Annotated in this window: 13 protein-coding genes; 12 read left to right on the top strand and 1 reads right to left on the bottom strand. The window is 43.2% G+C overall.

Translation table 11 applies throughout. From position 1 onward, the window contains the following. The first annotated feature begins 171 nt into the window (after positions 1-171). The 6 genes from BacF7301_RS07640 to BacF7301_RS07665 are packed head-to-tail and all read left to right on the top strand — an operon-like array spanning position 172 to position 11618. On the top strand, positions 172-2127 hold the full coding sequence (locus tag BacF7301_RS07640; protein ID WP_167961704.1) for a LamG-like jellyroll fold domain-containing protein: 1956 nt from the start codon (positions 172-174) through the stop codon (positions 2125-2127). Between the two features lie 18 nt (positions 2128-2145). Continuing rightward, on the top strand, positions 2146-3393 hold the full coding sequence (locus tag BacF7301_RS07645) for a SusE domain-containing protein (protein WP_167961706.1): 1248 nt from the start codon (positions 2146-2148) through the stop codon (positions 3391-3393). 13 nt (positions 3394-3406) lie between these two features. Then, positions 3407-4798 (top strand): glycoside hydrolase family 76 protein, encoded by a 1392-nt coding sequence (locus tag BacF7301_RS07650; RefSeq protein ID WP_167961708.1) that lies wholly within the window; start codon positions 3407-3409, stop codon positions 4796-4798. A 36-nt stretch (positions 4799-4834) separates the two neighbouring features. Next, positions 4835-8083 carry a SusC/RagA family TonB-linked outer membrane protein gene (locus tag BacF7301_RS07655; RefSeq protein WP_167961710.1) on the top strand — a complete coding sequence of 1083 codons (3249 nt, stop codon included), beginning with the start codon at positions 4835-4837 and terminating at the stop codon, positions 8081-8083. 15 nt (positions 8084-8098) lie between these two features. After that, a complete protein-coding gene (locus BacF7301_RS07660; protein ID WP_167961712.1) occupies positions 8099-10027 on the top strand; it encodes a RagB/SusD family nutrient uptake outer membrane protein in 1929 nt (642 codons plus the stop codon). A gap of 37 nt (positions 10028-10064) precedes the next feature. Next, on the top strand, positions 10065-11618 hold the full coding sequence (locus tag BacF7301_RS07665; RefSeq protein WP_167961714.1) for a LamG domain-containing protein: 1554 nt from the start codon (positions 10065-10067) through the stop codon (positions 11616-11618). Between the two features lie 89 nt (positions 11619-11707). On the opposite strand, the gene BacF7301_RS07670 is transcribed toward BacF7301_RS07665, so the two are convergent. Then, complete coding sequence (locus BacF7301_RS07670) at positions 11708-14047, bottom strand: beta-glucosidase (protein ID WP_167961716.1); 2340 nt, start codon at positions 14045-14047, stop codon at positions 11708-11710. Between the two features lie 407 nt (positions 14048-14454). Between BacF7301_RS07670 and BacF7301_RS07675 the strand changes: the two genes are divergently transcribed. From BacF7301_RS07675 to BacF7301_RS07700, 6 genes are all read left to right on the top strand, one after another. Next, positions 14455-18528 (top strand): hybrid sensor histidine kinase/response regulator transcription factor, encoded by a 4074-nt coding sequence (locus tag BacF7301_RS07675; protein ID WP_167961718.1) that lies wholly within the window; start codon positions 14455-14457, stop codon positions 18526-18528. Positions 18529-18803: 275 nt separating this feature from the next. Next, complete coding sequence (locus BacF7301_RS07680) at positions 18804-19853, top strand: glycoside hydrolase family 88/105 protein (RefSeq protein ID WP_167961720.1); 1050 nt, start codon at positions 18804-18806, stop codon at positions 19851-19853. A 47-nt stretch (positions 19854-19900) separates the two neighbouring features. Next, a complete protein-coding gene (locus BacF7301_RS07685; protein ID WP_167961722.1) occupies positions 19901-20596 on the top strand; it encodes an SGBP N-terminal domain-containing protein in 696 nt (231 codons plus the stop codon). Between the two features lie 20 nt (positions 20597-20616). Then, positions 20617-23673: a SusC/RagA family TonB-linked outer membrane protein gene (locus BacF7301_RS07690; RefSeq protein WP_167961724.1), complete on the top strand. Its 3057-nt coding sequence runs from the start codon at positions 20617-20619 to the stop codon at positions 23671-23673. A gap of 4 nt (positions 23674-23677) precedes the next feature. Then, on the top strand, positions 23678-25159 hold the full coding sequence (locus BacF7301_RS07695) for a RagB/SusD family nutrient uptake outer membrane protein (RefSeq protein WP_245208414.1): 1482 nt from the start codon (positions 23678-23680) through the stop codon (positions 25157-25159). 34 nt (positions 25160-25193) lie between these two features. Further along, on the top strand, positions 25194-25769 hold the full coding sequence (locus BacF7301_RS07700) for a fasciclin domain-containing protein (protein WP_167961726.1): 576 nt from the start codon (positions 25194-25196) through the stop codon (positions 25767-25769). The last annotated feature ends 2 nt before the right edge of the window (positions 25770-25771 follow it).

A 25771-nucleotide genomic window follows, 5' to 3' on the forward strand; every position in this document is an offset into this window, starting at 1 on the left:
AGCTAGAAATAGAAGAAGTAAATTTCCGTGTTAATGTAGTAAGTATCCGTGCCAAAAGGTAAAAAAGAACAGTTGGATTTCTTCTGGTAGAGTTCAGCGATTTTATCTTTGCTTCATCGAAATTTTTAAGTAGATGAACTTGAAAGTATTAATTTATTAATCTTTAATCTAATGAAAAGGAAACTTAGTTTTTTATTCCTATCAGCATTGACCCTTCCATTTTTTATGGTTTCGTGTAGTGATGATAAAGAAGAACAGGAAGTGAAGCCGGCGACTGATTTGGTGGTCGATAATAATTCGGTGACGCTACTGCAAGGAGATGAAATTACGGTAGGTATTACTTCCGGTAATGGAGATTATTATGTGAAACCATTTGATGAAAGTGTAGCGACGGCTGTCATCAATGGTAATAAAGTAACAATTAAAGCAACGGAGAATAGCCATCTTGAAGAAAATAACCGCATCGAAACAACAGTATTAGTAGTAGACGGACGCAAGAAAGTGGCTAGAATCCAGGTGCAGGTTGCCAAACTCTGGGACTTGACGGCAGATGTGCCGGAAGAAGGATTCGACTTGTTTATCGGTGAAAAACGAATGGTGAAAATCCTGACGGGTAACGGTGATTATGAGATTTCCATTCCCGAAGGTGCTGATAAATATATCGAAGTGGGCGAGCTTTCCGGTCAGGTATTCCCCGTAACCGCCAAATTTGAAACAGGAACAGGCCCCGTAGAAATCACGATTACCGACAAGAAAGGGAAAACAACGATTATTCCGGTGGTGGTGAATATCGTCGATTTGGTGTTGAAAACCAATGAAGCTACTTTCTCCGAGCCGGATGCCGAGTCTCAGTATATAACTATTGAGAAAGGGAATGGCGGTTATAGCTTTACTTATCAGGTGGGAGACGGCGAGCCGACTACCGATGTTACCATTGTAGAGGCTACCGAAAAAGAGAATCTGATTACATTGAAGCCGAAAGCAAGAGGAGATGTAAAAGTGATTGTGACCGACCAGAAAGGTTCGGTGGAAGAGATTGCAGTGAAAGTCAATCCGTACGAAATTAAGTTGGAAGACAATGCGACTTCGTTGACTGTCAACGGATTTGATAATTCAAAAGAAGTGGCTATCTCCCGCGGTAACGGTGACTATCAACTGGCGCCATTGACGGATGATAATAAGAAGTACTTGAAATCGGCGGAAATAGACGAAAACGGTCGTCTGAGAGTTGAGGGCAACTGGCTGGGAACTACTACGCTTACCATTACGGACGCTGCCGGAAAAGAACTGGACTTGCCGGTTACTGTCATGCCGATGGCTGCATTGCTTGAATCAGACCGTTGTTTCAAGATTGACATAAAGAAGTTCCTGGAAACAAATCAGTCTTTGGACAATATGCAACAGCTTACTTTCGAGATGGTATTCTATCCTACCTACTCACGTGCTTTACAATCATTTATCGGTTTGGAAGGAGTGTTCCTGCTCCGTTGCGAATCAGCCGGCGATACAGACCTGCGTTTTGAGATAGCTACCAAGATACACAAAGACCCTAATAATCTGAATGGTGACAGATATAACGACCCTCGTTTCCGCAGTCAGCAGAAAATGGGCAATGACCGCCAGGGAAATGGGAAGTGGTATCATCTTACTATTGTGTTCGACGGTACTCAAAGCAGTACAAAGGAAGCGTATAAGATGTATATCAATGGAGTGCGTGAAGAACTTACCCCGGCGAGCAATGATTATGCCGATGTAAGACCTGACCCGTATTTGGTTCTCTCTTCCGTATCCGGCGATAACGCATTAATGATTGGCCGTTCCGGTAATAATAGATATCGTTTGGGCTATTGTGGTGTTGCCCAGGCGCGTATGTGGAAAACTGCTCGTACCGAAGAACAGATAAAAGCGGATATGTGCAAATATTACAGTCGGGAAGAAGCACAGGCAAATCCGGATTTATTAGGCTACTGGGTGCCTTCTAACGGTGTTGGTGATATTAGTGTTTTCCCGAACTATGGTTCGGCAGGCGAAGGACTGGATGCGGTGGTTTATAATAATGATGAGAGCATCAAGGCTGTGACTTTCCCCGACCGTTACAAAAAGGTAGAATGTCCTCATTCATACTAAAACAAGGAGTATAATAATATGAGAAACAATATGATAACAAAGAAACTAATCAAATTTGCCTTGCTGTTTTTCCTTATTGGACTGGCAGCTTGTGACAATACCTTAAATCCGGGATTTAATCCGGACGATTATGAAGCGATTGTTCCGCCTGAACCTGTCCGTACCATGGATGCAATGGCTAGTGGTGAACGTGTAGTGCTTTCGGGGGCTTCGCTGACGGACATCATTCTGAAATGGACGCCTACCGAGAAACACGGTAATACAGTATATCGTTACGAAGTGCTGATTGATACGATTGGCGGAGACTTTACCGAACCGGTAGAAACCGTATTCTCCGACAATAACGGACTGGAGCCTCAACTGACATTGACGCATTATCAGGCGAATACGATTGGCAAACTTGCCAAGTTCCGTTGCAACACGAACGGAACGCTGCGTTGGAAAGTACGTGCTTATTGCGGGCTTGACCAGGCAATCAGTAGTCTGGAAGGTTACTTCGTGATATTTATGATGGACGGCATCGACGATATGCCATCGGAGAACGAACCGGTTTATATCACAGGTATCGGTACGGAAGATGACGGTGACGAAGCGGAAGCGTTGCAGATGCTCCGGCAGAACGAGGGAATCTACCAGACTTTCGTACAGTTGAAAGCCGACCAGCCGTTTATCTTTATGTCGACGGTAGAGGGACGCAAATGCTATTACTATGTAGACAACAATGGCGTGTTGCGTGAACGCAATGACGGTGAAGAATATACGGTGACTGTTCCGAAGTCCGGTATTTATCGTATTACTATCAATATGGGTGAACAGACTATCTCGTATGATGAAATCGGAACGGTTTCTCTTTACAACCATTCCGGCGGATATACGAAAGTCTTCAATTACCTGGGTTATGGTAAATGGGGCGTGAAGGATTACACGGCACAGAAGAAAGTCGAAAGTTGGGCAGGAAGCGGAGAAACCCGTCACAGTTTCAAGATGGAGATTAACGGAACTACTTATCGCTGGGGACATAAGGACAAGGATAAGGGACAGCCTACCCTGACAACGGATGCCGGCTATTATAACTTATATCAACTGGCATTGGGAACAGACCCTTGGGATTACAGTTTCCGTTTCTGCGACGAACTTCTTCAGTGGGGAGCTGTGCAGAACAATATCTATTATGCTACGGTGAAAACTGACGTTACCCTTTATTTCAACGCGGAGTTTGGAGCATATACCCACCGTTGGGTGGCTTCGGAAACCAATGAAGATTAAAAAATAGAATCAGATGAAAAACGATATACTATCATTATCAAAAAAGACCTTGTTGCTGGGCGGCGCGTTTGTTATGTTTGCCGCTTGTGACAACGGTGACCTGGGAGACATTTATAAGGGCGACTCATCCGGCGAATACGTGTCGGACGTAAACTGGACGGATGCAGCCAATTTAAGTACGGGAACATACATCAAGTATTTCTTTGAAAATGCGGGCGGACGCGATACTTTCTGTGGAAGCATCTATTGGGAAAAGCCGAATACTCCACAGACGGGAGAACCTGTCAGTACGGGTGGCAGCGGCGGATGGTCGCAGGGGCATGCTTTGGATATTGTGATTGACGCTTATGTACGTAGCGCGAATGACCCTCAATATCAGGCTGACTTGTACGAGAACATAATGAAACCGTTCCTTCCCGCTTTCGACGACTGGAACGAGCATTGCGGTTATGGCGGCAAGGACTTCTGGAATAACTTCTACGATGATATGGAATGGATGGCACTGGCCTGCCTGCGGGTGTACGAACTGACGGGCGATGAGGATTATTACAGTGCCTTGATGAAAATGTGGGACCATATCAAGGGTGCGAAGAATGATTATAAAGGAGCAGGCGGTATGGCATGGAAAACGGATTCACCGGCTTCCCGCATGGCTTGTTCAAATGGTCCCGGATGCCTGCTGGCGATGAAACTGTATAAGTTGACAGTGGTTGAAGCCAAGGAAGGCTGGGAAGACAAGGCTGCCTACTATCTGAACTTCGCCAAGGAAGTGTACAACTGGATGACTGCTTACCTGTGTGATACTTCCACCGGACAGGTGTATGATAACCTGGGCATCAGGGATGACGGTACTCCGGGCGACCCCGATAAAGTGGCGCTTTCCTATAATCAGGGGACATTTATGGCATCTGCCCTGGAATTGTATAACGCTACCGGTGAAGAGGAATATCTTCGCAATGCCGTTGCTTTCGCTGCCTATCAGGTAAATAAGAAAATGGATTCCAATTATCCGGTATTCAGTGGCGAAGGTAATTCCGGTGATAACCTTCTGTTCCGTGGCATCTTTGTGCGCTACTTTCTGGATATGTTGAAGCAGCCGGTAAGTAGTGTTTACCCGGAAAAGACGAAGAATAAGTTTATTGCCGCATTGCGTAGCTGTTCCGATGTACTTTGGACGCTGGCTCACCCGGACGGTTACTATGTATGGGAATATAGCTGGAGTAAAGCTCCTGAATTCGGCAACCGTGACAACAGGGAAGACCGCCTGACGATTTCGTTGAATGCGGAAGTTCCCGGTGCGACTCTGATTGAGATACGTGCCCGCTATGAAGACTGGGTGCAGGGCAAAGCTACGGAAGAACCCAACTGGATTGGACCTGACTTTGGCAAGAGCACGGAAGAGTAAGATAGATTCGTTGTACATAGAAAATCGAAAAGAAAAATGATACATATAAAAAGAAATATTTGTCTGATGGCTGTTTCTTGTGCCCTGCTGGCAGGTATTCCTGTCCAGAAAAGTATGGCGCAGGCGGGCAGAACGGCGAAGACACAAGCTTCGCAAAGCAATAAAATAACGGTGACGGGTACGGTAATGGACAAGACCACCGGCGACCCGTTGATAGGTGTGTCTGTTGTGGTGAAAGGAGTTGCCAATACGGGTACGATTACGGATATAGATGGTAAGTTTACGCTTAAACTGCCTTATGCGGAAGCTCCGCTGGTATTCTCTTATCTGGGGTATCAGCCGCAGGAAGTTATTCCGGGCGCAAGGAAAGACCTTTCTATCCTGTTGCAGGAAGATACGAAAGCCTTGCAGGAAGTCGTTGTCGTAGGTTATACCAAGCAGCGCAAGGAAACGATGATTGGTTCGGTAGCTACGATTACCACCAAGGACTTGACACAAAGCCCTACTGCCAATATCAATAATGCGCTTGCCGGACGTCTGCCGGGTTTGATTGTCAACCAGTATGCGGGCGGTGAGCCGGGCGTTGACCAGAGTGAACTGTTTATCCGCGGTAAGTCTACGTATGGCAATCAGAGCGCTATCGTGATTGTGGACGGTATCGAACGGGATATGAGTTATCTTGCACCGGATGAAATCGAGACGTTTACCATCCTGAAAGATGCTTCCGCCACTGCCGCCTATGGTATCCGCGGAGCGAATGGCGTTATCGTCATCACTACCAAGCGTGGTAAAGCTGCCGAAAAAGCAACGGTGAACCTGAAAGCGTCTATCGGTATCAACCAGCCGATTGGTTTCCCCGAATATCTGGGTTCCGCCGATTATGCCACCTTATATAATGAAGCAAGACTGAATGATGCTAAAATGACGGGAGCGGATGTCAGTACGCTGAACCTCTTCTCCCAGCAGGCTATTGATAACTTCCGCCGTGCGAAAGGTGACAACTCCGACGGACTGGGATACGACTGGGATTATTATGATTTTGCCTTTAAACCGGGATTGCAGGAAGATGTCAGTCTCTCTATCCGTGGCGGTACGGACAAAGTGCGCTACTATGTATTGGCCAATTACTTCTCGCAAGGCGGTAACTATAAATATTCGGATGTCGGTGAATATGATTCACAAACCCGTTTTACCCGTTATAACTTCCGTTCAAATATTGATATCAGCATTAACCGTTATCTGAGCACACGCCTGGATTTGGGAGCCCGTATCACCGACCGTAATGCAGCCGGTACTACCGCTTCCCGCTTGATGACTATTTGTGCGACGCAACCCCCTTATCTCCCTATCCTGGTAGAAGAGAACTCGCATCCGCAGAATGAAGAGTATATCCAGCAGAACCCTAACGGAATGCTTTATGGGGACAATATCTATCGTTATAATATCCTCGGCGAATTGAGCCGCACCGGATATCTGAATGATAAATATACGTATTTGAATGGTAGCTATGCCATGAATCTGGACATGGGATTCCTCACCGAAGGATTGAAAGCGGAAGTCATGTTTTCGTATGACGCTTCCGAAGGTCGCCGTATCAACCGTAAACTGAATACGTATAAGGATGGTTATCGTGAATATCCGATGTATGCCACTTTCATGCCGATTGAAGGAGCGGATGCTTATATGGCAGGCGGACGCTATACCGGTGCTTATAAGACCGGTAATAAATATGATATAGACCAGACTATCGGCAATGGACTCGAGCACCATGCTTCCGACAGCCGTACTTATATACAGGCCCGTCTGGACTATAACCGTACGTTTAATAAGCGCCATGAGGTAACTGCCATGTTGTTGGCAAATCGTGGAAACCGTACTGTCAATAATGAACTGGCTTATCATAGCCAGGGCGTTACGGGACGTCTTGCCTACTACCTGTCTCAGAAATATCTGATGGAGTTTAACTTCGGATATAATGGTTCCGAGAACTTTGCTCCGGGCAAACGTTACGGATTCTTCCCCGCAGGGTCTATCGGTTGGGTCATTTCGGAAGAGTCTTTTATGAAGAAAGCGTCGTGGATTGATTTCCTGAAAGTGAGAGCTTCCTACGGTCTGGTTGGTAGTGATAATGTCAGTAGCCGTTTCCCTTATCTGGCGTTCTATGGTGGTGGCAGCGGTTACGATTTTGGTAATAACTTCGGCACAAACGTAGGCGGTACGTCCGAAGGTAATCTGGCTAACGAGAAACTGACTTGGGAGAAAGCCCGTAAATTGAATGTCGGTCTTGATTTTACGACATTCAACCAGCGCCTGGCCCTGACTGTCGATGCTTTCTATGAATATCGTTTTGATATTATCACGAATATGAATGATGGCGGTATTATGAGTTATCCGGACGTGGTAGGTAAAGATGCGGCTTTGCAGAATCTGGGTGAAGTGAGCAACCGGGGTGTCGATATCGAATTAAGCTGGAATGACAAAATTGGCAAGAATTTCAGATACTATATTCGTCCGAACCTGACTTTCTCCCGCAATCGCCTGGAGTATAAAGCCGAAGTGGCACGCAAGAACTCATGGCGTAAGGAAACGGGCAAACGCCTTTATGAAAACTTTGTCTATGTGTTCGACCATTTTGTGGCCGACCAGGAAGAAGCCGACCGCCTGAACAAAATCGGTTATCAGCCCTGGGGACAGTTAATTCCAGGAGATGCCGTCTATAAAGATTTGGACCGTAATGGCGTTATTGACGATGAAGACCGCACGACGATGGGAAATCCGCGTAGTCCGGAACTGATGTTCGGTATTCCTTTTGGTTTCCAATATAAGAATTTCGATTTCAGTGTCTTGCTTCAAGGAGCTACCAAGACTTCTATTTTATTGAATGGGGCTGCTGTGTTCGACTTCCCGCAGTTCGAGCAGGATAAGATAGGGCGTGTCAAGAAGATGCATTTGGAACGCTGGACACCGGAAACGGCCGCTACCGCAAAATATCCGGCTTTGCACTACGGGACGCACGATAACAACAAAAACGGTAACAGCAGCTTGTTCTTGTACGATGCTTCTTATCTTCGTCTGAAGAATGTGGAAATCGGTTATAATGTATCTCCGAAATGGTTACGCAAATTTCAGGTACAACAGGCGCGTATCTACGTACAAGGTCTGAATCTTCTGACTTTCGATAAATTGGGAGATGTGGATATTGACCCGGAAACGAAATCCGGAGACGGCGCTTCCTGGTATCCGATTCAAAAGGTATTCAACTTCGGTATTGACATTACATTCTAAAAACAGTATAGAACCATGAATAAATTATATAGATTTTCAGCCATCGCCTTATCGGTTCTGCCGTTGTTATTTACTTCGTGCAGTGATTATCTGGACCGTGACGATGATGACAACATTACGGAAGCGGACGTGTTCGCCCGTTACGAAAAGGTGAACGGCCTGGTGTCGGATGTGTATGCAAAAGCAAAAAAGGCGGACCGCCCTTTGGTATTCTTTGAGCACTTTAGTAACAGTGCCATTACCGACGAATGCGAAGGTACGAACGTGGAAGGGAATATCACGAACAACTTCAACAACGGCGCATGGAACCCCAACTCCTTGCCGGGAAGCTGCGGTCAATATTGGGAAAGCATTTATGAAGGCATTCGCAAGGCCAACCTGATTATAGAAAATGTGGCGAAATATAATACGCCCGACAATCCTCAGCAGGACGGTGACCTTCGCAATCGTATCGGTGAAATGTATTTTATGCGCGGCTATTTCCATATGTTGTTGGTACGTATGTATGGAGAGGCTCCTTATATCGACCGTGTCATAAATGCCGGTGATAATATGGACTTCAAAAAAGAGTCTGTACATTCGATGGTGGAGAAAATAGTGGCGGACGCCCGGACTGCGTATGAGATGGTGCCTAACAAGTATGTGAAGACTTCGGAGAATTTCGGCCGGGTGGATAAAGGTGCTTGTTTAGGATTGGTTGCCTTTGTCCGTTGGATGGCAGCTACCCCGTTGTGGAATGGTGCTTCTCAATATGGTTATAATCAACGCCGTGTGTTTGAGAATGAATATGTGTATGATGCGAATCGTTGGCGGAGAGCGAAAGAAGCGGCTAAAGCCGTACTGGATTTTGAGGTAGGGGGCACGAAGCGTTATTACCTTTATGAAAAGCATGATGCGAATGATTTTAAAGACCCCGCCGACGGTAATCTGAATGACAGTCGTGTATATGCCCGCCTGTGGGATATGTTCTATGATATGGATGCGTTTGCCAATGAGTATGTGTTCTTTATGACGAAGAGTAAAGACCAGGCATGGCAGGGGGATATTTATCCGCCGAGCCGTGAAGGCAGCTCCCGCCAGCAACCCGTGCAGGAACAGGTGGACGAATATGAGTTTATTGTAGGCGATTACGGTTATCCGGTTTATTCGGCGGAAGCCCGTAAAGGTGGTTATGATGATGCCAATCCGTATGTGAAGGGAACCCGCGACCCGCGTTTCTATCGCGATATCCTTTATCATGGCGCTCCTTATCGTAATAACAAGAATGAATCGAAGACGGTGAATACAGCCAGCGGTTCTGATAAGATTGGAGCGACCAACGCGACTACTACCGGATATTATCTGCGTAAGTTCCAGCAGGAGTCATGGAATAAATCCGGTAATTTCAGTATCAATGCTCCTGCCATCTGGCGTCTTCCTGAGTTTATCTACATTTATGCAGAGGCTTGCAATGAGTTGGGAGAGGAGATAGATGAGGCTTATAAACTGGTGAATACGGTTCGCGAACGTTCGTTTATGAAACCGATGCCGCCGGAAGTGAAGACCAACCAGCAGTTGATGCGCGAATATATCCAGCGTGAACGCCGCGTCGAACTTTTCTATGAGGGAAAACGTCCCTGGACTTGCCGTTTGTATCTTGAACCTACGAGCAAGGAAGAACTGGCAAAAGAGAGTCTTTGGAAGTCCAGCGGAAGTGATAATTCAAAGCGTACGCAGAAATATTGGGCAGCCAATAATGGAGCATTGCCCCGTTGCCAGCGAATGATTAACGGGATGCGTCCGGTACAGGACGAGAACGGGGCAATTACTGTCGACGGTGTGAAATACCGGATGGAACGTTTCTGTGTGGAAGAGCGCACGTTCTCTATCCAGCATTATCTGTTCCCGATTCGACAGAGTGAGATGCAGAACACACCGTCTCTTGAACAGAACCCGGGCTGGTAAGCGGACTGGAATGTATAACTTTAAAAAGAAAAATCAGATGAAACGAATCTATACATATATGGGGCTGTTGCTCTTGTCGGTATTGTCATTCACTCTAATCAGTTGTGGCGACGATGATGATAATGAGGGCGCAAAAGACCTGATTGAAGTGATAGTGAACAAGCCGGTGGTACGTATCGGGCAGAACGAAGAGGTGAAAGTGAATGTTGTGGTAGGAAACGGAAACTATTCGGTGAAAAGTTTTAATACTGCCATTGCAACGGCTTCCGTCTCCGGTGAACAGATTACTATAAAGAGTGGCTCTCTGAATGGAGCCACTACCGTGGAAGTAATGGACGGTGAAGGAGTGGTGGCCGATATTTCTGTGAATGTGGGAGTTTTTGAACTGGAAGTAAATGAGCCGCAGGTTACATTGGAAGTAGGGGATGAGAAAGACTTGATTGTCAGCATGGGAAACTTTTCCAGCAATGATGAACTTTCTTTTTCTGTGGAAGACGAAACAGTGGTCGGCATGGTCAATACCGACCAGTTCCGTCCTTTCTATAAGCTGACCGGATTGAAAAGCGGACATTCTACCATTACTTTTACAGACCATAAAGGGAAACAGGCGGTTGTCTCGGTGACTGTGAATCCGATTTCTATTGATGTCTCCAATTTGACGCCGAGAGTCGGAGTAAACAATAAGGTGATGATTACTGTGGAAAAAGGAAACGGTGGCTATGCCCTTACTGCGGAAAATGATGAAATAGTCGGTATTCAGCAGGTGGATGATACCCGGTTCAACCTGATTGGTAAGAAAGCCGGCGTTACTACGGTATATGTCCGCGACCAGGCAGGCCAGGAATTGTCTTTGACAGTGACTGTTGTACTGGCGGATAAAGTGGCGAACTTGGGTAGCAGCAATTATTTCCATGTACCGTTTATGTATAATGGGGTAGCGGACGAATCGTTGAAGAGTGTGAGTACAATCACATTTGAGGCTCGTTTCAATATGGAGTCGTTGAACGGAAGCGGTGATGCACGGATTAATACGGTGATGGGAATCGAGAAGAACTTCTTGTTGCGTGTGGATGTCCATAAGGACGACAGTGATACGGAATCGCGTTATCTTCAGTTGGCAGCAGACGATAAGGGTAAAATCCGCTATGAAGGCTCTACTAAAATAGAAACGAACAAGTGGTATGATGTCGCCGTGGTTCTGGATGATAGTAAGAGTGGCAGTGACCGGATTGCCTTGTATGTGAATGGTGTGAAGGAAACGCTCCAGTATTCAAGCGGAACGCCGGACGATTTGAAGAATATTAACCTGACTTCCAACTTCTACATCGGTCAGTCCGACAGCAAACGTCGTTTGAATGGTGCTATCAGTTATGCCCGTATCTGGACGAAAGCATTGACGGAACAGCAGATAGCGGACCAAAGCGGCAAGATTCTGAATGAGGAAGCGGAAGGTATGATTGCCAACTGGTTGTTTAATAATGGAAATGGTAATACGAAGTCTTTTGTTTCTTTGGCTGAAAAGAGCTTTGAAGCTGAGGCGGGAAGTGTGGTTTCTACTTGGAAAGCAGACCCGATACTGACTGTGGAATAAGAACGGATAAGAACAATATTAGGATAAGAACAATAAAAAAAGCCATTCCTGGAATAGATGAACTGGGGATGGCTTTTTATTTTTATATATTATTCATAATCACTGTCTCCTAATATAATATCATTCGTTTTAGGACCTTTGATAATGCCATGGGTTGAGAGTTCATGCAGTTTTATATTAGGATATAATACGTCGTTTACTTCAGAAACTACGATTGTATTATCTAATTCAAAAATAGCCTTTGAACGGATGTCTTCGGATGAGGCTCCTATTCTGATTTCATACATACCTTTTTCGGCAATCCATTGACTTTTCCCTGTCCAGAAAGAGGCGAGGTCCATAGGATTGACCGTAAATTCTATCGTTTCGCTTTCACCAGATTTTAATAATTGGGTTTTAGCATATCTTTTTAGTTCTTGAAATGGTTTCTCTACAGTGGTGACAGGAGCTTTAAGGTACAACTGTACGACTTCTTTTCCGCTTATTTTTCCTGTATTTGTAACTGTAACTGAAACAGTCAGTTTATCTTTAAACTTTCCATTGCTTATTTTCAGTGGTGAGTAACTGAAATCTGTATATGAGAGTCCATAGCCGAATTCATAAGCCGTTTTTACGTTGAATGTCTGATAGTACCTGTAGCCTACATAAATACCTTCCTCATAAAAAGCATTGACCGGATTCTCTGCCGGGACACCGGGAAATGAGTTGGCGGAAGGAACGTCAGAGTATTTGACAGGAAATGAGACAGCCAGTTTTCCGGAAGGATTTACTTTCCCGCTCAGTATATTGGCAAGTGCGTGCCCGCCTTCTTGTCCTGTCTGCCATGCCAAGAGTATGGCATCAGGCATATGACGCCAACTGGCTACGTCTATGGGACCACCGATGTTGAGTACGACAACTACCTTTTTGTTTAGGGCGTGAAAAGTGTCGCATACTCTTTTAAGGAGTGTTGTTTCGGTATTGGATAAATAATAGTAATCCTTTGCTTCCCTGTCCCAAAGTTCCCCGGCATTTCTTCCCAAAGTGATGATTGCAATATCGGCTTTTTGCGCGGCATCGTTGATATAGGATTGTGGCAAGACAGGTTCGGGAGCAAAGTCGACGAGGTTTTTAGTTGGAATCTTTAGTGTCGGTGTAGTATTGCTGCGTACTGAGTCTATGTAGTATTGATAAAAAGAAGATAGATTCTGAAGAACTTTGGCATGCATATTTTCCAGTCCTTCGGTGATAGATGTGGCATGCCGGTAATTAACCCGCCCGCTTCCGGTTCCACCGGCTATAAAGTTGTAAGAGGACTTCCCGAAAAGTGCATAAGACTTTGTATTTCTCAAAGGAAGAGTGTTGTCCTTATTTTGAAGAAGCACCATTGCTTCTTCAGCAGCTTGGCGGGACACATCGGCATGTTTGTCTAAATCCGGTTGATAATCCCGGTGAAGGTTTTTGAATGTTGAAGTCTTAATGATATATTTGAGTATATTTTTAATATTCTTATCCAGTGTCTTTTCGTCTAATGTTCCGTTTTTGATTGCTTTCATAAACAGCTCCGCTTGATAATTTCCCGGCATAAGAAGTTCGTTTCCGGCTCGCATTTGTGCTACAAAATCCTCTCCGCTAACCCAGTCGGAGACAAACAGACCGTCATATTTCCATTCCTTTCTTACAATATCTTGTAGCAGGACTTTATTTTCTGCTGTATAGTATCCGTTGATTTTATTATAAGATGTCATTATCATCCAGGGATTGGATTGCTCTATTGCGATTTGAAAGCCGCGCAAATAGATTTCCCGTAATGCCCGTTGGCTGATTACTGCGTTAATAGTCCGGCGGTTGGTCTCTATATTGTTTGCAGCAAAGTGCTTGATACAGGCGCCTACATTCCATTTTTGAATGCCATTGACCATTGACGCGGCCATCATTCCGGAAATATAGGGGTCTTCTGAATAATATTCGAAATTGCGGCCGGTTAACGGATTGCGTTGTATGTTCATTGCGGGACCAAGTAACATATCACTTCCATATCGGAAGGTTTCTTCTCCGATAGCATCTCCTACCTGATATACCAGTTCTTTGTTCCAGGTCGAGGCAAGTGCGGTGGCTGTTGGAAAGGCAGTACAGTAGGTACGGTGGTTGACACCCGTTTGAATGGTATCTATACGTAATCCGGCGGGACCGTCCGTCAACACAGTATTAGGAATGCCTAGTCTCGGAATACCGTAAGTGGCACAGGCTTGTCCCCGGAGAATAAGAGCCGGTTTGGTCTTATAATGCCGCCATACGCCTTCGTCGCCCACTCCCAAAACGAAATAGACTTTCTCTTTTAGAGTCATTGCTGCAATTATGTCATCGATATTACCGGCTTCTAATTTTATCTGGGCGGATAATGCCAGTGTTGTGGATAATGCCAACAGAGTGATAATTTTTCTTTTCATATTCTTTTTATTATAGTATATCTTTTCCGGTTATGTTGCATTGGCAAAGTTACGATATAGGAAAGCAGACTCTTTGTTTGTTTTGGTTTCATTTTAGCTCAATCTGATAGAATCGGGGTATTAACACTCTGAAAAAGGCATTTTGGCAATATGAGCAAAACAAATAACAATTAGGAAAACAGAAAAAGGATACAGGACGCCTATCTTCGTGATATAAAAGTGCAAAATGAATAAATATAGAAAGAGGTTGTAGTAAATAGATTAGGTAAATAGATTGTCAAGACACGGAAACTGCGGTTTAACAACTGTTATAGTATGCGGTTTTCGTGTTTGTAATTGCTATTAATACTATATTTGTTTTGGTTTAATACGATAAAAAACACGGTTTTTCCTTAAACTGTATATTTATGAGAACTAGGATATTTTTTCTTTTATTGTCTATACCATTATTCTGTATCGGGGGAATAAATAATGGTATAAGAGATTTTCATTTCAGAACGATTTCTCCGGAAGATGGGTTTTACTATGATGGAGTGAGTTCTATCGTACAAGATAAACTGGGCTATATCTGGGTAGTGATGGCTAATGAAGTGTATCGTTTCGACGGGTATAATTATAAACGTTATTATTCACAATTTGAGATTCCCCAGAATATAGGCAAGTTATATTTTGAATCGGTAAATACGGATTCCGACGGAAATGTTTTTGTTGCTTCTAATAATGGACTGTTCCTCTATGATTGGAATTCCGATACTTTTAAACTAATCTTTCCACAGCACCTCTATAAGATAAAGGAAGACCGGAAAAAGAATCTGTGGATTTATGGTGCTAACCTTGTAGGTATCCTTAACAGGGAATATTGGACATATACCTCTGTGGTTCCTGACAGTCATCCTAAATTACGTACACAGGTTATTTCTGTAGACGAAGACATAGCTTATATCGGTACAGTCAATGGGGAAATATATAGTTATGACCTGGAAACGAAAGCGCTTGCCTGTTTCTTGAAACTTCCCGGTGATTACCGGATTGTGGATATTAAAACCAATGATGGCAGAATGTGGATTCTGACCCAAACTTCCGGATTATATAAAGTGGAGATTAAAACCGGAAAAATAGAAAATGAATATCGTTGGTTCTGCACACAGGATAATCAATATGTGCCGGCTAAAACACTTTATTTGGACCGGGAAGGATATATATGGATAGGCACTCAGCGTGGTTTATATGTGATGAACATAATAACGGATGAGTATTCGCATTATACAAAATCCGAGAAGCGGGAGTTCAGCTTGCCTAATTCTTCCATTTGGACTATTTACGAAGATAACCAGCAGAATTTATGGATAGGTACTTATTCCGGTGGTTTATGTTATTTGAACTTTCATGAGAACTCCCGTTTTAAGAATTATTTCTCGGAAGAACAGCAACTGAATCACAATGTAGTGAGTGCTTTTGCCGAAGAACAGGATTTTATATGGATTGGTACGGAAGGGGGAGGATTGAACAGGATGGATAAGAAAACGGGAAAGTTCATGCACTTAAAGCATGGGCACGGTGGGAATACTCTTTCTTATGACAACGTAAAGTCACTTGTATTCGATTCGCAGGGTAATTTGTGGATTGGCATGTTTATGGCAGGAGTTGATAAACTGGATGTAAATAGAAGCCGGTTTAGAAACTTTGCCAATCCCCATCTTAGTAATGATGTCAGGAAACTTGTGCTGGAAGGAGATTCCGGGTTATGGATTGCCAATCAGGCAAATGCTGATATTTCTTTTTATTCTTTCGCCCAGAACCGTTTCTACAATTATGACATAGATGCCCTATACACCAGCCGTATATCTGATATATGCAAGAGTAAGGATGGTAACTTGTGGATTGCCAAAGAAGACCAGCTTTTAAAAATGGATATCCATACTAAAAAGACAAAACAAATCGTCTCTCCACGATTGGGACACAGCCAACTTGAAACGATTTGCGTTGATGAACAGGGAGATGTGTGGATGGGTACTATCGGGGCGGGACTGATGAGGTACAATGAAGAGGAAAACCGGACAGAAGTATATGATGAGATTCTTAAATATAATATTTCTGCTATTTATAGCATTTGTATTGATGATTCCGGAAATCCATGGATGGGAACAGACAACGGACTGTTCAAATATGATAAGTCCGGTGGAATCTTTTATCGTTTTGATAAGCGGGATGGAATACAAGGGGCTGTTTTTAATCCGAAAGCTTGCATGAAAGGGCAGAACGGAGAATTGTATTTTGGTGGTGGAAATGGTTTTACGATAGTTTATCCCGATAAAGTAAAGGTTAATGATTTCATTCCGTCGGCAAGGATTACGGATTTTTATATCAATAATCAATTAGCAACAACCTCTACGGAAAATACACCGTTATCCCGACCGGTTAATCTTACAAAAGAAGTTGTTCTGACTCATGAGAATACTACTTTCGGCTTCCGTTTCTCATCGGATAATTATCTTATACCTGAGAAGAATATGTTTAAATACAGGTTGAAAGGGTATGATAACGACTGGATTGAGGCGGATGCCTTCAGCCGTATGGCTTCTTATACCAAGGTACCGCCGGGAGATTATTCATTCGAAGTGCTGGCGGCCAACAATGATGGCGTGTGGGGAACTTCGCCTGTCTCTATAAAAATAAAATGTTTGCCTGCTCCCTGGTTGAGCTGGTGGGCATATCTTATTTATACGATGGGGATTTCCGGTATTCTTTTTTGGATTGTTTACTATTATTACAACCGTAAGAAACAACGTTTGGAGCGTTATATGGATAATCTGGAAATGGAGCGTAGGGAAGATATGCATCAGGCTCAGTTGCGCTTTTTTACTAATATATCCCATGAGTTCCGTACTCCTTTGTTTCTGATGATGTCTTCACTTGACAAGTTAAAAGAAGAAGGAATAGGAGGAAGGCATTATAATTTGCTTAATGGCAATACCAGGCGCCTGCTAAATCTAGTTGATGAACTCATGGACTTCAGGACGGTTGAGAATGGGAAAATGAAGTTGCACTTGTCTTTTATGTCTGTAAATGCTTTGATACGTGGTTTGGTTGAGGATTTTAAGGACTACGCAGTTTCGAAAGAGATTAGTTTTGAGACAGTGTTTGACCCGCGACTTGAATCCCCTTTCGCTGTCGATGTGAAATGCATGGAGAAAATCGTGCTGAATTTATTAAATAATGCATTTAAGTTTACTCCGAAAGGAGGGGTAATTTCCATTCAGACTTACTATGACGTTACAGTGTTTAAATCCGACTTTAAGTATCATTATCAAGAGGGTGGGGATGTGTCGGATAGCTTGTTCGGTATTGTCGTCTCTGATTCGGGTATTGGTATCTCACCGGAATCTATCGGGAATGTTTTTACCCGTTTCTATAAGATAGATACATCTGATAGCCAAACGCATATCGGTTCCGGTATCGGGCTTGCATTGGTGAAAAGTATTGTACTGCTGCATAAAGGAAGTATAAGTATTTATAGCGAGCGGAATAAAGGAGCGGATTTTATGGTAGCTTTGAATCGTTCTGCGGATGTATATGATAAAGCTGATTTTGCTTCTGAGGGATATGATACTGAAAGGGCGGTTGTGATGAATACTTGTGAGATGCTTGCTGATACGACAGAACCGGAAGAACAGGCACAGAGAATTACAATAGATACGGTTATTCCCCGGTTCCGTCAGTCAAAGAGAATTCTTTTGGTTGAGGATAATGAAAGTGTACGTTCGGTGATTCGGGAAGTACTTTCTGAATTCTATGATATTACCGAGGCCGGCAATGGCTTAGAAGCCTCAGAACTTTTATCGAAGATGGAGATTGATTTGATTCTCAGTGATGTGATGATGCCATTGAAGGATGGGATAACTTTGTGCCGGGAAGTGAAAAGTAACGTAGATACTTCGCATATTCCATTTGTCATGCTGACGGCAAGAGGAGGAATGGAGAACAGGCTGGAAGGGACTGAGTCGGGAGCGGATGCCTATTTTGAGAAACCGATAGATATGCGGTTGCTGTTACAGTCCATACAGAACATATTTGTGAGACAGCAGCATTTGAAGGAACACTACGCCAGATTCTTTTTTGCCGATAGCCCGGAGCTGGTTTCCAACAAGCAGGATAATGAATTTATGAAGCAATTGACTGCTGTCATTGACTCTTGTATGGAACAGTCGGATGTGGATGTGAATTACATTGCTTCACAGTTATCCATGAGCCGGAGTAAACTGTACAGTAAGATTAAGACAATGACGGATAAATCTATTGTGGAGTTTATTCGTTCTTACCGCTTGCATAAGGCCGCCCGTCTGTTGATTGATGAAAATCTGTCAGTCAGCGATGTGATGGCACAGGTCGGCATTGAAAGTAATTCATATTTCACCCGTGCTTTTAAGGCGGAATTCGGGATGACTCCAACAATCTTTATTCAAAATAATAGAAAGAAATAACACTGTAATTGGATAGGGTGACCAATGCCGGTATTCTTTTTTTCGAAACTCTTTGCTCTCTTTCTCAAATAGCGGTAAAAAGGCAATTCAGACTAAATTTTAGCGGAAATGGGCAAATGATTTATACTTGCCGGGCATACTTTTGCGTCAGAATCAGACTTGATAATGTAAGCTGAGGAAAGTATAATTAAATTCAATATATCTATTTTATCATGAGAAACTACGTTATTCTGTTCTCTACATGTTTGCTGTTGCTCTTTTTTACAGGATGTAACATGATTACACAGAAAAAGGAGAAGGCAACGGGAGAAATCTACAATGAGACCTTTATAAAAGACATCATGCTTAAAGTGGCACGATGGCAAGTCGCTCATCCCGATTCTTTGAATGACTGGCAGGAGCAATGGGCCAGGTCTGTTTTTTATTCGGGAGTGATGTATGCATACAATGCTACGCAGGATACTACTTTTCTGAATCAGGCTTTGCGTTGGGGTGAAGGCTGGGGGTGGAAAAGAGGTCCGAAATTTCGCCATGCTGACGATTTGGCTTGTGGACAGGCTTATCTTGACGCATATGCTGTGGTTCGCAGGGAAGAAATGCTGAATGGGATAAAAATGTCGATTGACAGTCTTATTGCCGACCCTAAACCGGGACGGGTAGACTGGTGGTGGTGCGATGCCCTGTTTATGGAGCCACCGGTATTGGTTAGATTAGGGAAACTCACGGGGGATGAAAAGTATTACTCTTATCTGCATGATATGTACTGGGATACGACAGACTTCCTGTATAGTAAGCCCGATAGCCTTTTTTATCGGGACAAGAACTATTTCAATGCAATGACAGCCAATGGCAAAAAATCCTTCTGGTCACGTGGGAATGCATGGGTACTCGGTGGTTTGGCGCAAATACTCGCTATGATGAATAAGAAGCATCCTGATTATCCTAAGTATGAAGAGTTGTATTTGCAGATGATACATAAGATAGCACCTCTTCAGCAGGCGGATGGTTTGTGGCGTCCCAGCCTTCTGGACCCGGACGATATTCCTGTAAAGGAAACAAGTGGCAGTACGTTCTTTACGTATGCTCTTGCGTGGGGAGTGAACAATGGTTTGCTTGATAAGGAGATTTTCTTGCCCCAGGTGAAAAAGGGGTGGCAAGGATTGGTGGAATCTGTCAACCATGAAGGTAAGCTCGGTTATGTCCAGTTGATAGGTGCTAAACCGGAGAAGGTAGAGATAGGGCATAATCAGGAATATGGAAGTGGGGCATTTCTGATGGCTGCTTCTGAAATGCTGAAGCTGGAAAAAGAAGAAAGAGTAAAGTGAAATAAAACGAAAAACGCTATTGTTAAACCTATAAATTATATGTAAACATGAAAAAACTGTTGATTGGTAAGCTAAGTATATTGCTACTCATTCTGGGAGTTGTGATAGCTTGTGATAAGCAAGATGCAGGCGATGCGCCGAAGTCTAATATGAGAAGTATTATTGGTTTTACAGTAAAGCCTGGATATAATGCCGGTAATATATTTGTGAATCATCAAGGAGTTATTGACCAAAGCAATAAGACAATCACCATTGAACTGCCGGACAATATTGATATGACAAAGATACGGCCTGAAATTGTATTGTCTCCTTATACGACGGTGACTCCGGGGAATATTGAACCGGTAGACTTTTCACAACCGGATTTGGAATATACAGCTATTGCGCAAAGCGGGAAAGTGGCGGTATATTCACTCATTGTGAAGAATACGTATAAGTATAAAGGAAATACATTGTATGCTATTTCTTTTCCTGATGTTCCTTTTGCTGACGGTACGGTTCCCCGTGGTTCTTTTGCTAATAATAATGCTACTGTCACAGTGCCTGCCGGTACGGATATCAGTAAGTTACGTCCGTTGATGGAGTTGGCGGTTGACTCAAAGAACGCGACTTTTTCAAAAGACCCGGAAACGGATTGGAATTTTGCAACTCCGGCTGATAACAAAGTGAAATTCCAGGTAATATCTCAAACTGGTAGTGCTAAATGGCATGCTGTTACGGTTGTTGTCAGTGAATCTATGTAATACCCTATAAATCTATAAACATGAAAAGAGTTAACACAATCTTATTCTTGCTTTTTCTTTTGCTCGGAGAAACTGTTATAGCCCAAAATATAACAATAACCGGTGTGGTTTCGGATAAGCTGGGACCTGTTCCCGGGGCCAGTATTGTGGTGAAAGGCACTAAGACCGGACTGACTACTGACCTTGAGGGGCGCTTCTCTATAACAGTCGCTCCCAATGCACAACTTGTAATTTCCTGTATGGGATATAAACCGGTAACAATCGACGTGAAAGGTTCCCGGCATAAGGAAGTGACCCTGCATGAAATGACGCAGAATCTTGATGAAGTGGTGGTAGTAGGATACGGTTCCATGAAGAAAAGGGATATAACAGGCGCAATCGTGTCTGTCAGTGCCAAGGATATAGAATCTTCACAGCCTATAGATTTGAGTACGGCTTTGCAAGGCAAAATCTCAGGACTTGATATTATGACTTCTTCAGAACCGGGAAGTAGTTCTACTTTCCGTATCCGTGGTACATCTACCTTGAGTGAAGGCGGTTCTAATCCCTTATTTGTAGTTGATGGAATGGAAGTGGACAATATTGATGACCTGAATCCTCGTGACATTGCTTCTGTTGAAGTACTGAAAGACGCGGCTTCTACAGCGATTTACGGTTCAAGGTCGGCTAATGGAGTCGTTATTATTACTACGAAACAAGGTGAATCGTCTAAGCCGAGAATCAGTGTCAATTATGCACTGACTCAGTCGAGCATATCTAAAACATTGCCGCAAATGAACCGTATGCAGGGGCTTGAGTATGAAGCATTACGCAGCTATATGTCCGGTGGAAAAGCTACATCTATTTCTCGTGATTCATTGAATCCGATGAAAATAGAAGACCATAATTATCAGGATTTGATTTTCCGTACGGCTTATACTCATCAGTTGGATGCCAGTATAGCGGGAGCCGAAAAGAAAGTGAAGTATTATCTGAGCCTGGGTTACTTGGGCGCCGAAGGTATTCAAATCAATACCTATAACAAGAGATTGTCTTCACGTATAAACGTGACTTATGATGCCACTCCCCGTCTTTCTATCGGAAGCCGTATTTATTTGGCACTAACTAATCAGAGGAAGGCCACGTCAGAATCTCGTAACCGTATATTCCAGCGTCCGGCTAATTATCCGATCTATGCACCGGATGGTTCGTTTCTGGAGAATATAGGGAATATCAGTAATCCGGTTGCCGAAAGTGTGATGGGGAAAAATGATTACCGTAAATATACAGCTAATATTTATGAATATATCCAGTACTCATTTACTAAGAATTTAGTGTTGAAATCCAGTATTGCGGCTAATTTCAACCTGGAGAAATATGCCCGTTTCCGTCCGGAGATACTGACTACTGACAAACGCAGGTCGGCTATAAATAAAGAAACCCTGTATTCCGGCTGGACGCATGAAGATGTACTGACTTACAGTAAGAAGTTCAAATCGGGACATAACATGACTCTGATGGGGGGCTTCAGCTTACGTGAGTCGAACGTTGATGTAACGGGACTGTCTGTAACGGATAATATAACGGATGCCCTTGAAATAAGCAATACTTTTGAGGGAGTCAATATGAATGATACTAAGGCAACCTGGAGCCGTAACCGTATGTCTTCTTTCTTCGGACGGGCATCGTATAGTTATAAAAGCCGTTATTTGTTTAATTCCAATTTGCGTTATGACGGTTCTTCCCGTTTCGGACGTGATAATCGTTGGGCTTTCTTCCCGTCGGTATCTTTAGGATGGCGCTTTTCGGACGAGAAGTTTTTGAAATGGGCGCAACCTGTATTACATGATGGCAAGCTGCGTGTCAGCTATGGAGTTACCGGAAATCAGGCAGCAGGCGACTTTGCCTCACTGGGACTTTACACTACTAATTATTATGCAGATTCTCCCGGTATTTATCCCAACCAGCTATCCAATGTAAATTTGGGTTGGGAAGAAACGAAACAAACCAATATCGGTCTTGATATCATGTTTCTGGATGGACGTATCTCTTTGAACGTTGATTATTACAATAAAAAGACAAATGATGTCTTATATAAAGTACCATTGCCGCAGACTTGCGGTTTCAGTTCTTCTTTCAAGAATGTGGGGGACGTGGAGAATAAGGGATGGGAAATTGCAGTCTCTTCCGATAATATTCAAACGAAGAATTTCTCATGGTCTACAAATCTCAGCCTTTCATTCAATAAAAATATGATTGTTTCCATTCCTGAAGGTGGACGCCAGATTGTAAACAATGTATTTTTGATAGACCAGGGTTATGCGGTAGGAACTATTTATGGCTGGAAAGCAAAAGGTATTTTTCCATATACGGAATCGAATGCATTTACGCCGGAGTGGAAGCAACTGACTCCTGTTTTTGATGAGAAAGACCATTTCGTCCGTTACGAGTTGGATGGAAAAGAATATACGGGAGACATAAAGAAGATGACAGCCAATAATGCCGTACTTGAAGGTGGTGATGTGATGTGGGATGACGTAAACAAAGATGGTGTGATTGACGCGGAAGACCGTCAGGTCTTGGGATGCGGTCAGCCTAAAGTGACAGGAGGCTTTAATAATGAGTTTACTTACAAAGGTCTTACTCTATCGTTCTTCTTCACATTTGCCTTTGGCGGTGATGTTTATAATGCATATGAACAGATTCGTTCGGAACATCGCTGGTCTTCTCTTAACCGGGGTAATCCGATTAATATAGCAAATTCGTGGAAAGCACCGGGGGATATTGCCAAGTTTCCCCGTCCGATAGGAACTTTGGCACAGGATAACACACGTGCAGAAAGCAGCTTATGGGTGGAAGACGGTTCTTACATTCGTTTAAAGAATATCCGTCTGGCTTATACTTTACCTAAGAAGTGGGCGAAAAAAATAAAGATGGAAAGTGTCAGCGTGTCGGCGATGATGCAGAATTTCTTCACCTGGACAAATTATTCCGGATTTGACCCGGAAGTTCCAGGCACCGGTTTCGCTATTGGCAATGACTCACGTTCGTATCCTCGCAGCAAAGAATTATTATTCGGCTTAAATGTTAACTTCTAAATATATGAAAATGATGAAAAAGATATTTGCGGTAATGTGTATTGCTCTACTTTGCACATCCTGTCTCAATAATTTCCTGGATGTAGAGCCTGTCAGTGATATTTCTACATCTATATTCTGGAAAACGGGAGAAGATGCCCGTGCTGGGTTAAACTCTATTTATGCAGACTTTCTGTTAAATTTTAATCGGAACTCCGGTGGTAACTATATGTCTTGGTTTGAGGGACGCTCGGATAATTTTGTCGGAGCCTCAACTTCCAGTGACGGTATGCCTATGAAACTGGTGAACACCAATAACTTGAATTCAGTGCATCCGTCTACCAATTGGAATACCTGGTATAAATCTGTATCGACGGCTAATTATGCTATACATTTTATACCACAAATCAAGAATCTGCCGGAACAGGAAAAGAACAATTATATGGCTGAGGCTTATTTCTTGCGTGCATTCTGCTATTTCAACATGGTGCGTATATGGAGTGATGTTCCTTTGATTACCAAGCCCACTCTATCATTGGAAGAAGTTGATAAACCAACGCAATCATCCCAAGAAGTAATCCTGGGACAGATTAAGGATGATTTGGAAGCAGCGGTCGGTTTGATAAACTATGTAGGTCTGAGTACAGAACTTTACACATTCAGTCCGGCAGCCTTGTATTGTCTGTATGCTCATTATGCGATGTGGACTCATGATTATGTGACGGCAGAAAAATATACCGGTTTGGTATTGGCGGAAAAATATTCTTTAGTTTCCGGAGCCGAGTTTGCTACCGTATGTTCTAAGGCTACTACATCAGAAAATATATGGACATTAAAATGGCTGTTTGAGAATAATGGGAAAAATAATGCCATTTATAAAATGAATGGAATGAATTCTCCGCAAATGATACCTTCTAAAGGAATACGGGAAGCATGGCAATCGGGAGATTATGCCGACGACCTTCGAGGAAGCCAGACTTTAAACAAGGCATTGGTATATACGGATTCACATATCACTGATTTTCCCAAAGGAGCCGCTATCTGGAAATGGGAACCGGGAGTGGGAGTGGCGGAAACCAATGAAAAATATATCCCTGTTTATCGTTTGGGAGAAATTATGCTGCTGCGTGCGGAAGCACTGAACCAATTAAAAAGACCGGATGACGCTTTGAAACTCTTGACTGATATACGCAAACGTGCCGGATTGACGGAAAAGAAGCTTGCTGATTATGAGGGATTATCCGGGAATGATTTGATATACGCTATTGAAAGTGATATTCTCCAGGAAAGGCAGATGGAACTGATTGGCGAGGGGCATCGCTGGTTCGATTTGATTCGTACGGGACGTGCCAAACAGGTGATGAATGATTATTTTGAGAACTATCTGAAATTATATGACGCAACCATCACCTATAAGACGTTTGAACATGACTGGCAGTTGTATAGTCCGGTACTCTATGATAATATTTTAGATAATGCTAATTTGAAGCAGTTTGGAGAATATTGATTGTTAGCAAACTCTTTATAAATAAAATATGATTATGAAAAATAGATTATTAAATTCGCTTTTGGTATTGATTGTGACATGCAGCTTTTCTTCTTGCAGCTTGTTCGGATATGATTTGCAGGAAGATTATGACTATGAATATACTCCGGGAAATGCTTATTTGGACCAAACAGCCTATGAGTTTATACAAAGCCGCAAGGAGATTGATATGGGAATTTTATGTCAGGCTGTCGACCGGGTAGGATTCAAAGATGAGTATGAAGCATCAGACCGTACTTATATTGTGATGAATGATGTTGCTTTTGTAGCTTACTTTCAGACTAAAAAATATGCAGGACTGGATAATATGTCTGATAAGGATATAAAGGATTTATTGAATTCTCTGATGTTGGAAGAACCGATATCCAGTTTGGAATTGACAATAAATCCGGTAGCGATGAAACCGATAAATAGGGATAAGAAAATGTATATGTGGATTAATACGGTAACAGGTTATAATATGAGGATTCATTACGCTGCGGTGGCTACTGCCGGAACCCCGGTTGTGACGAGTAATATCCGTCCGACAAATGGAGTTATACATGTAGTCGACAAGTTTCCTTTGAATTAATA

It is taken from the genome of Bacteroides faecium, from assembly GCF_012113595.1.
Taxonomy (GTDB): domain Bacteria; phylum Bacteroidota; class Bacteroidia; order Bacteroidales; family Bacteroidaceae; genus Bacteroides; species Bacteroides faecium.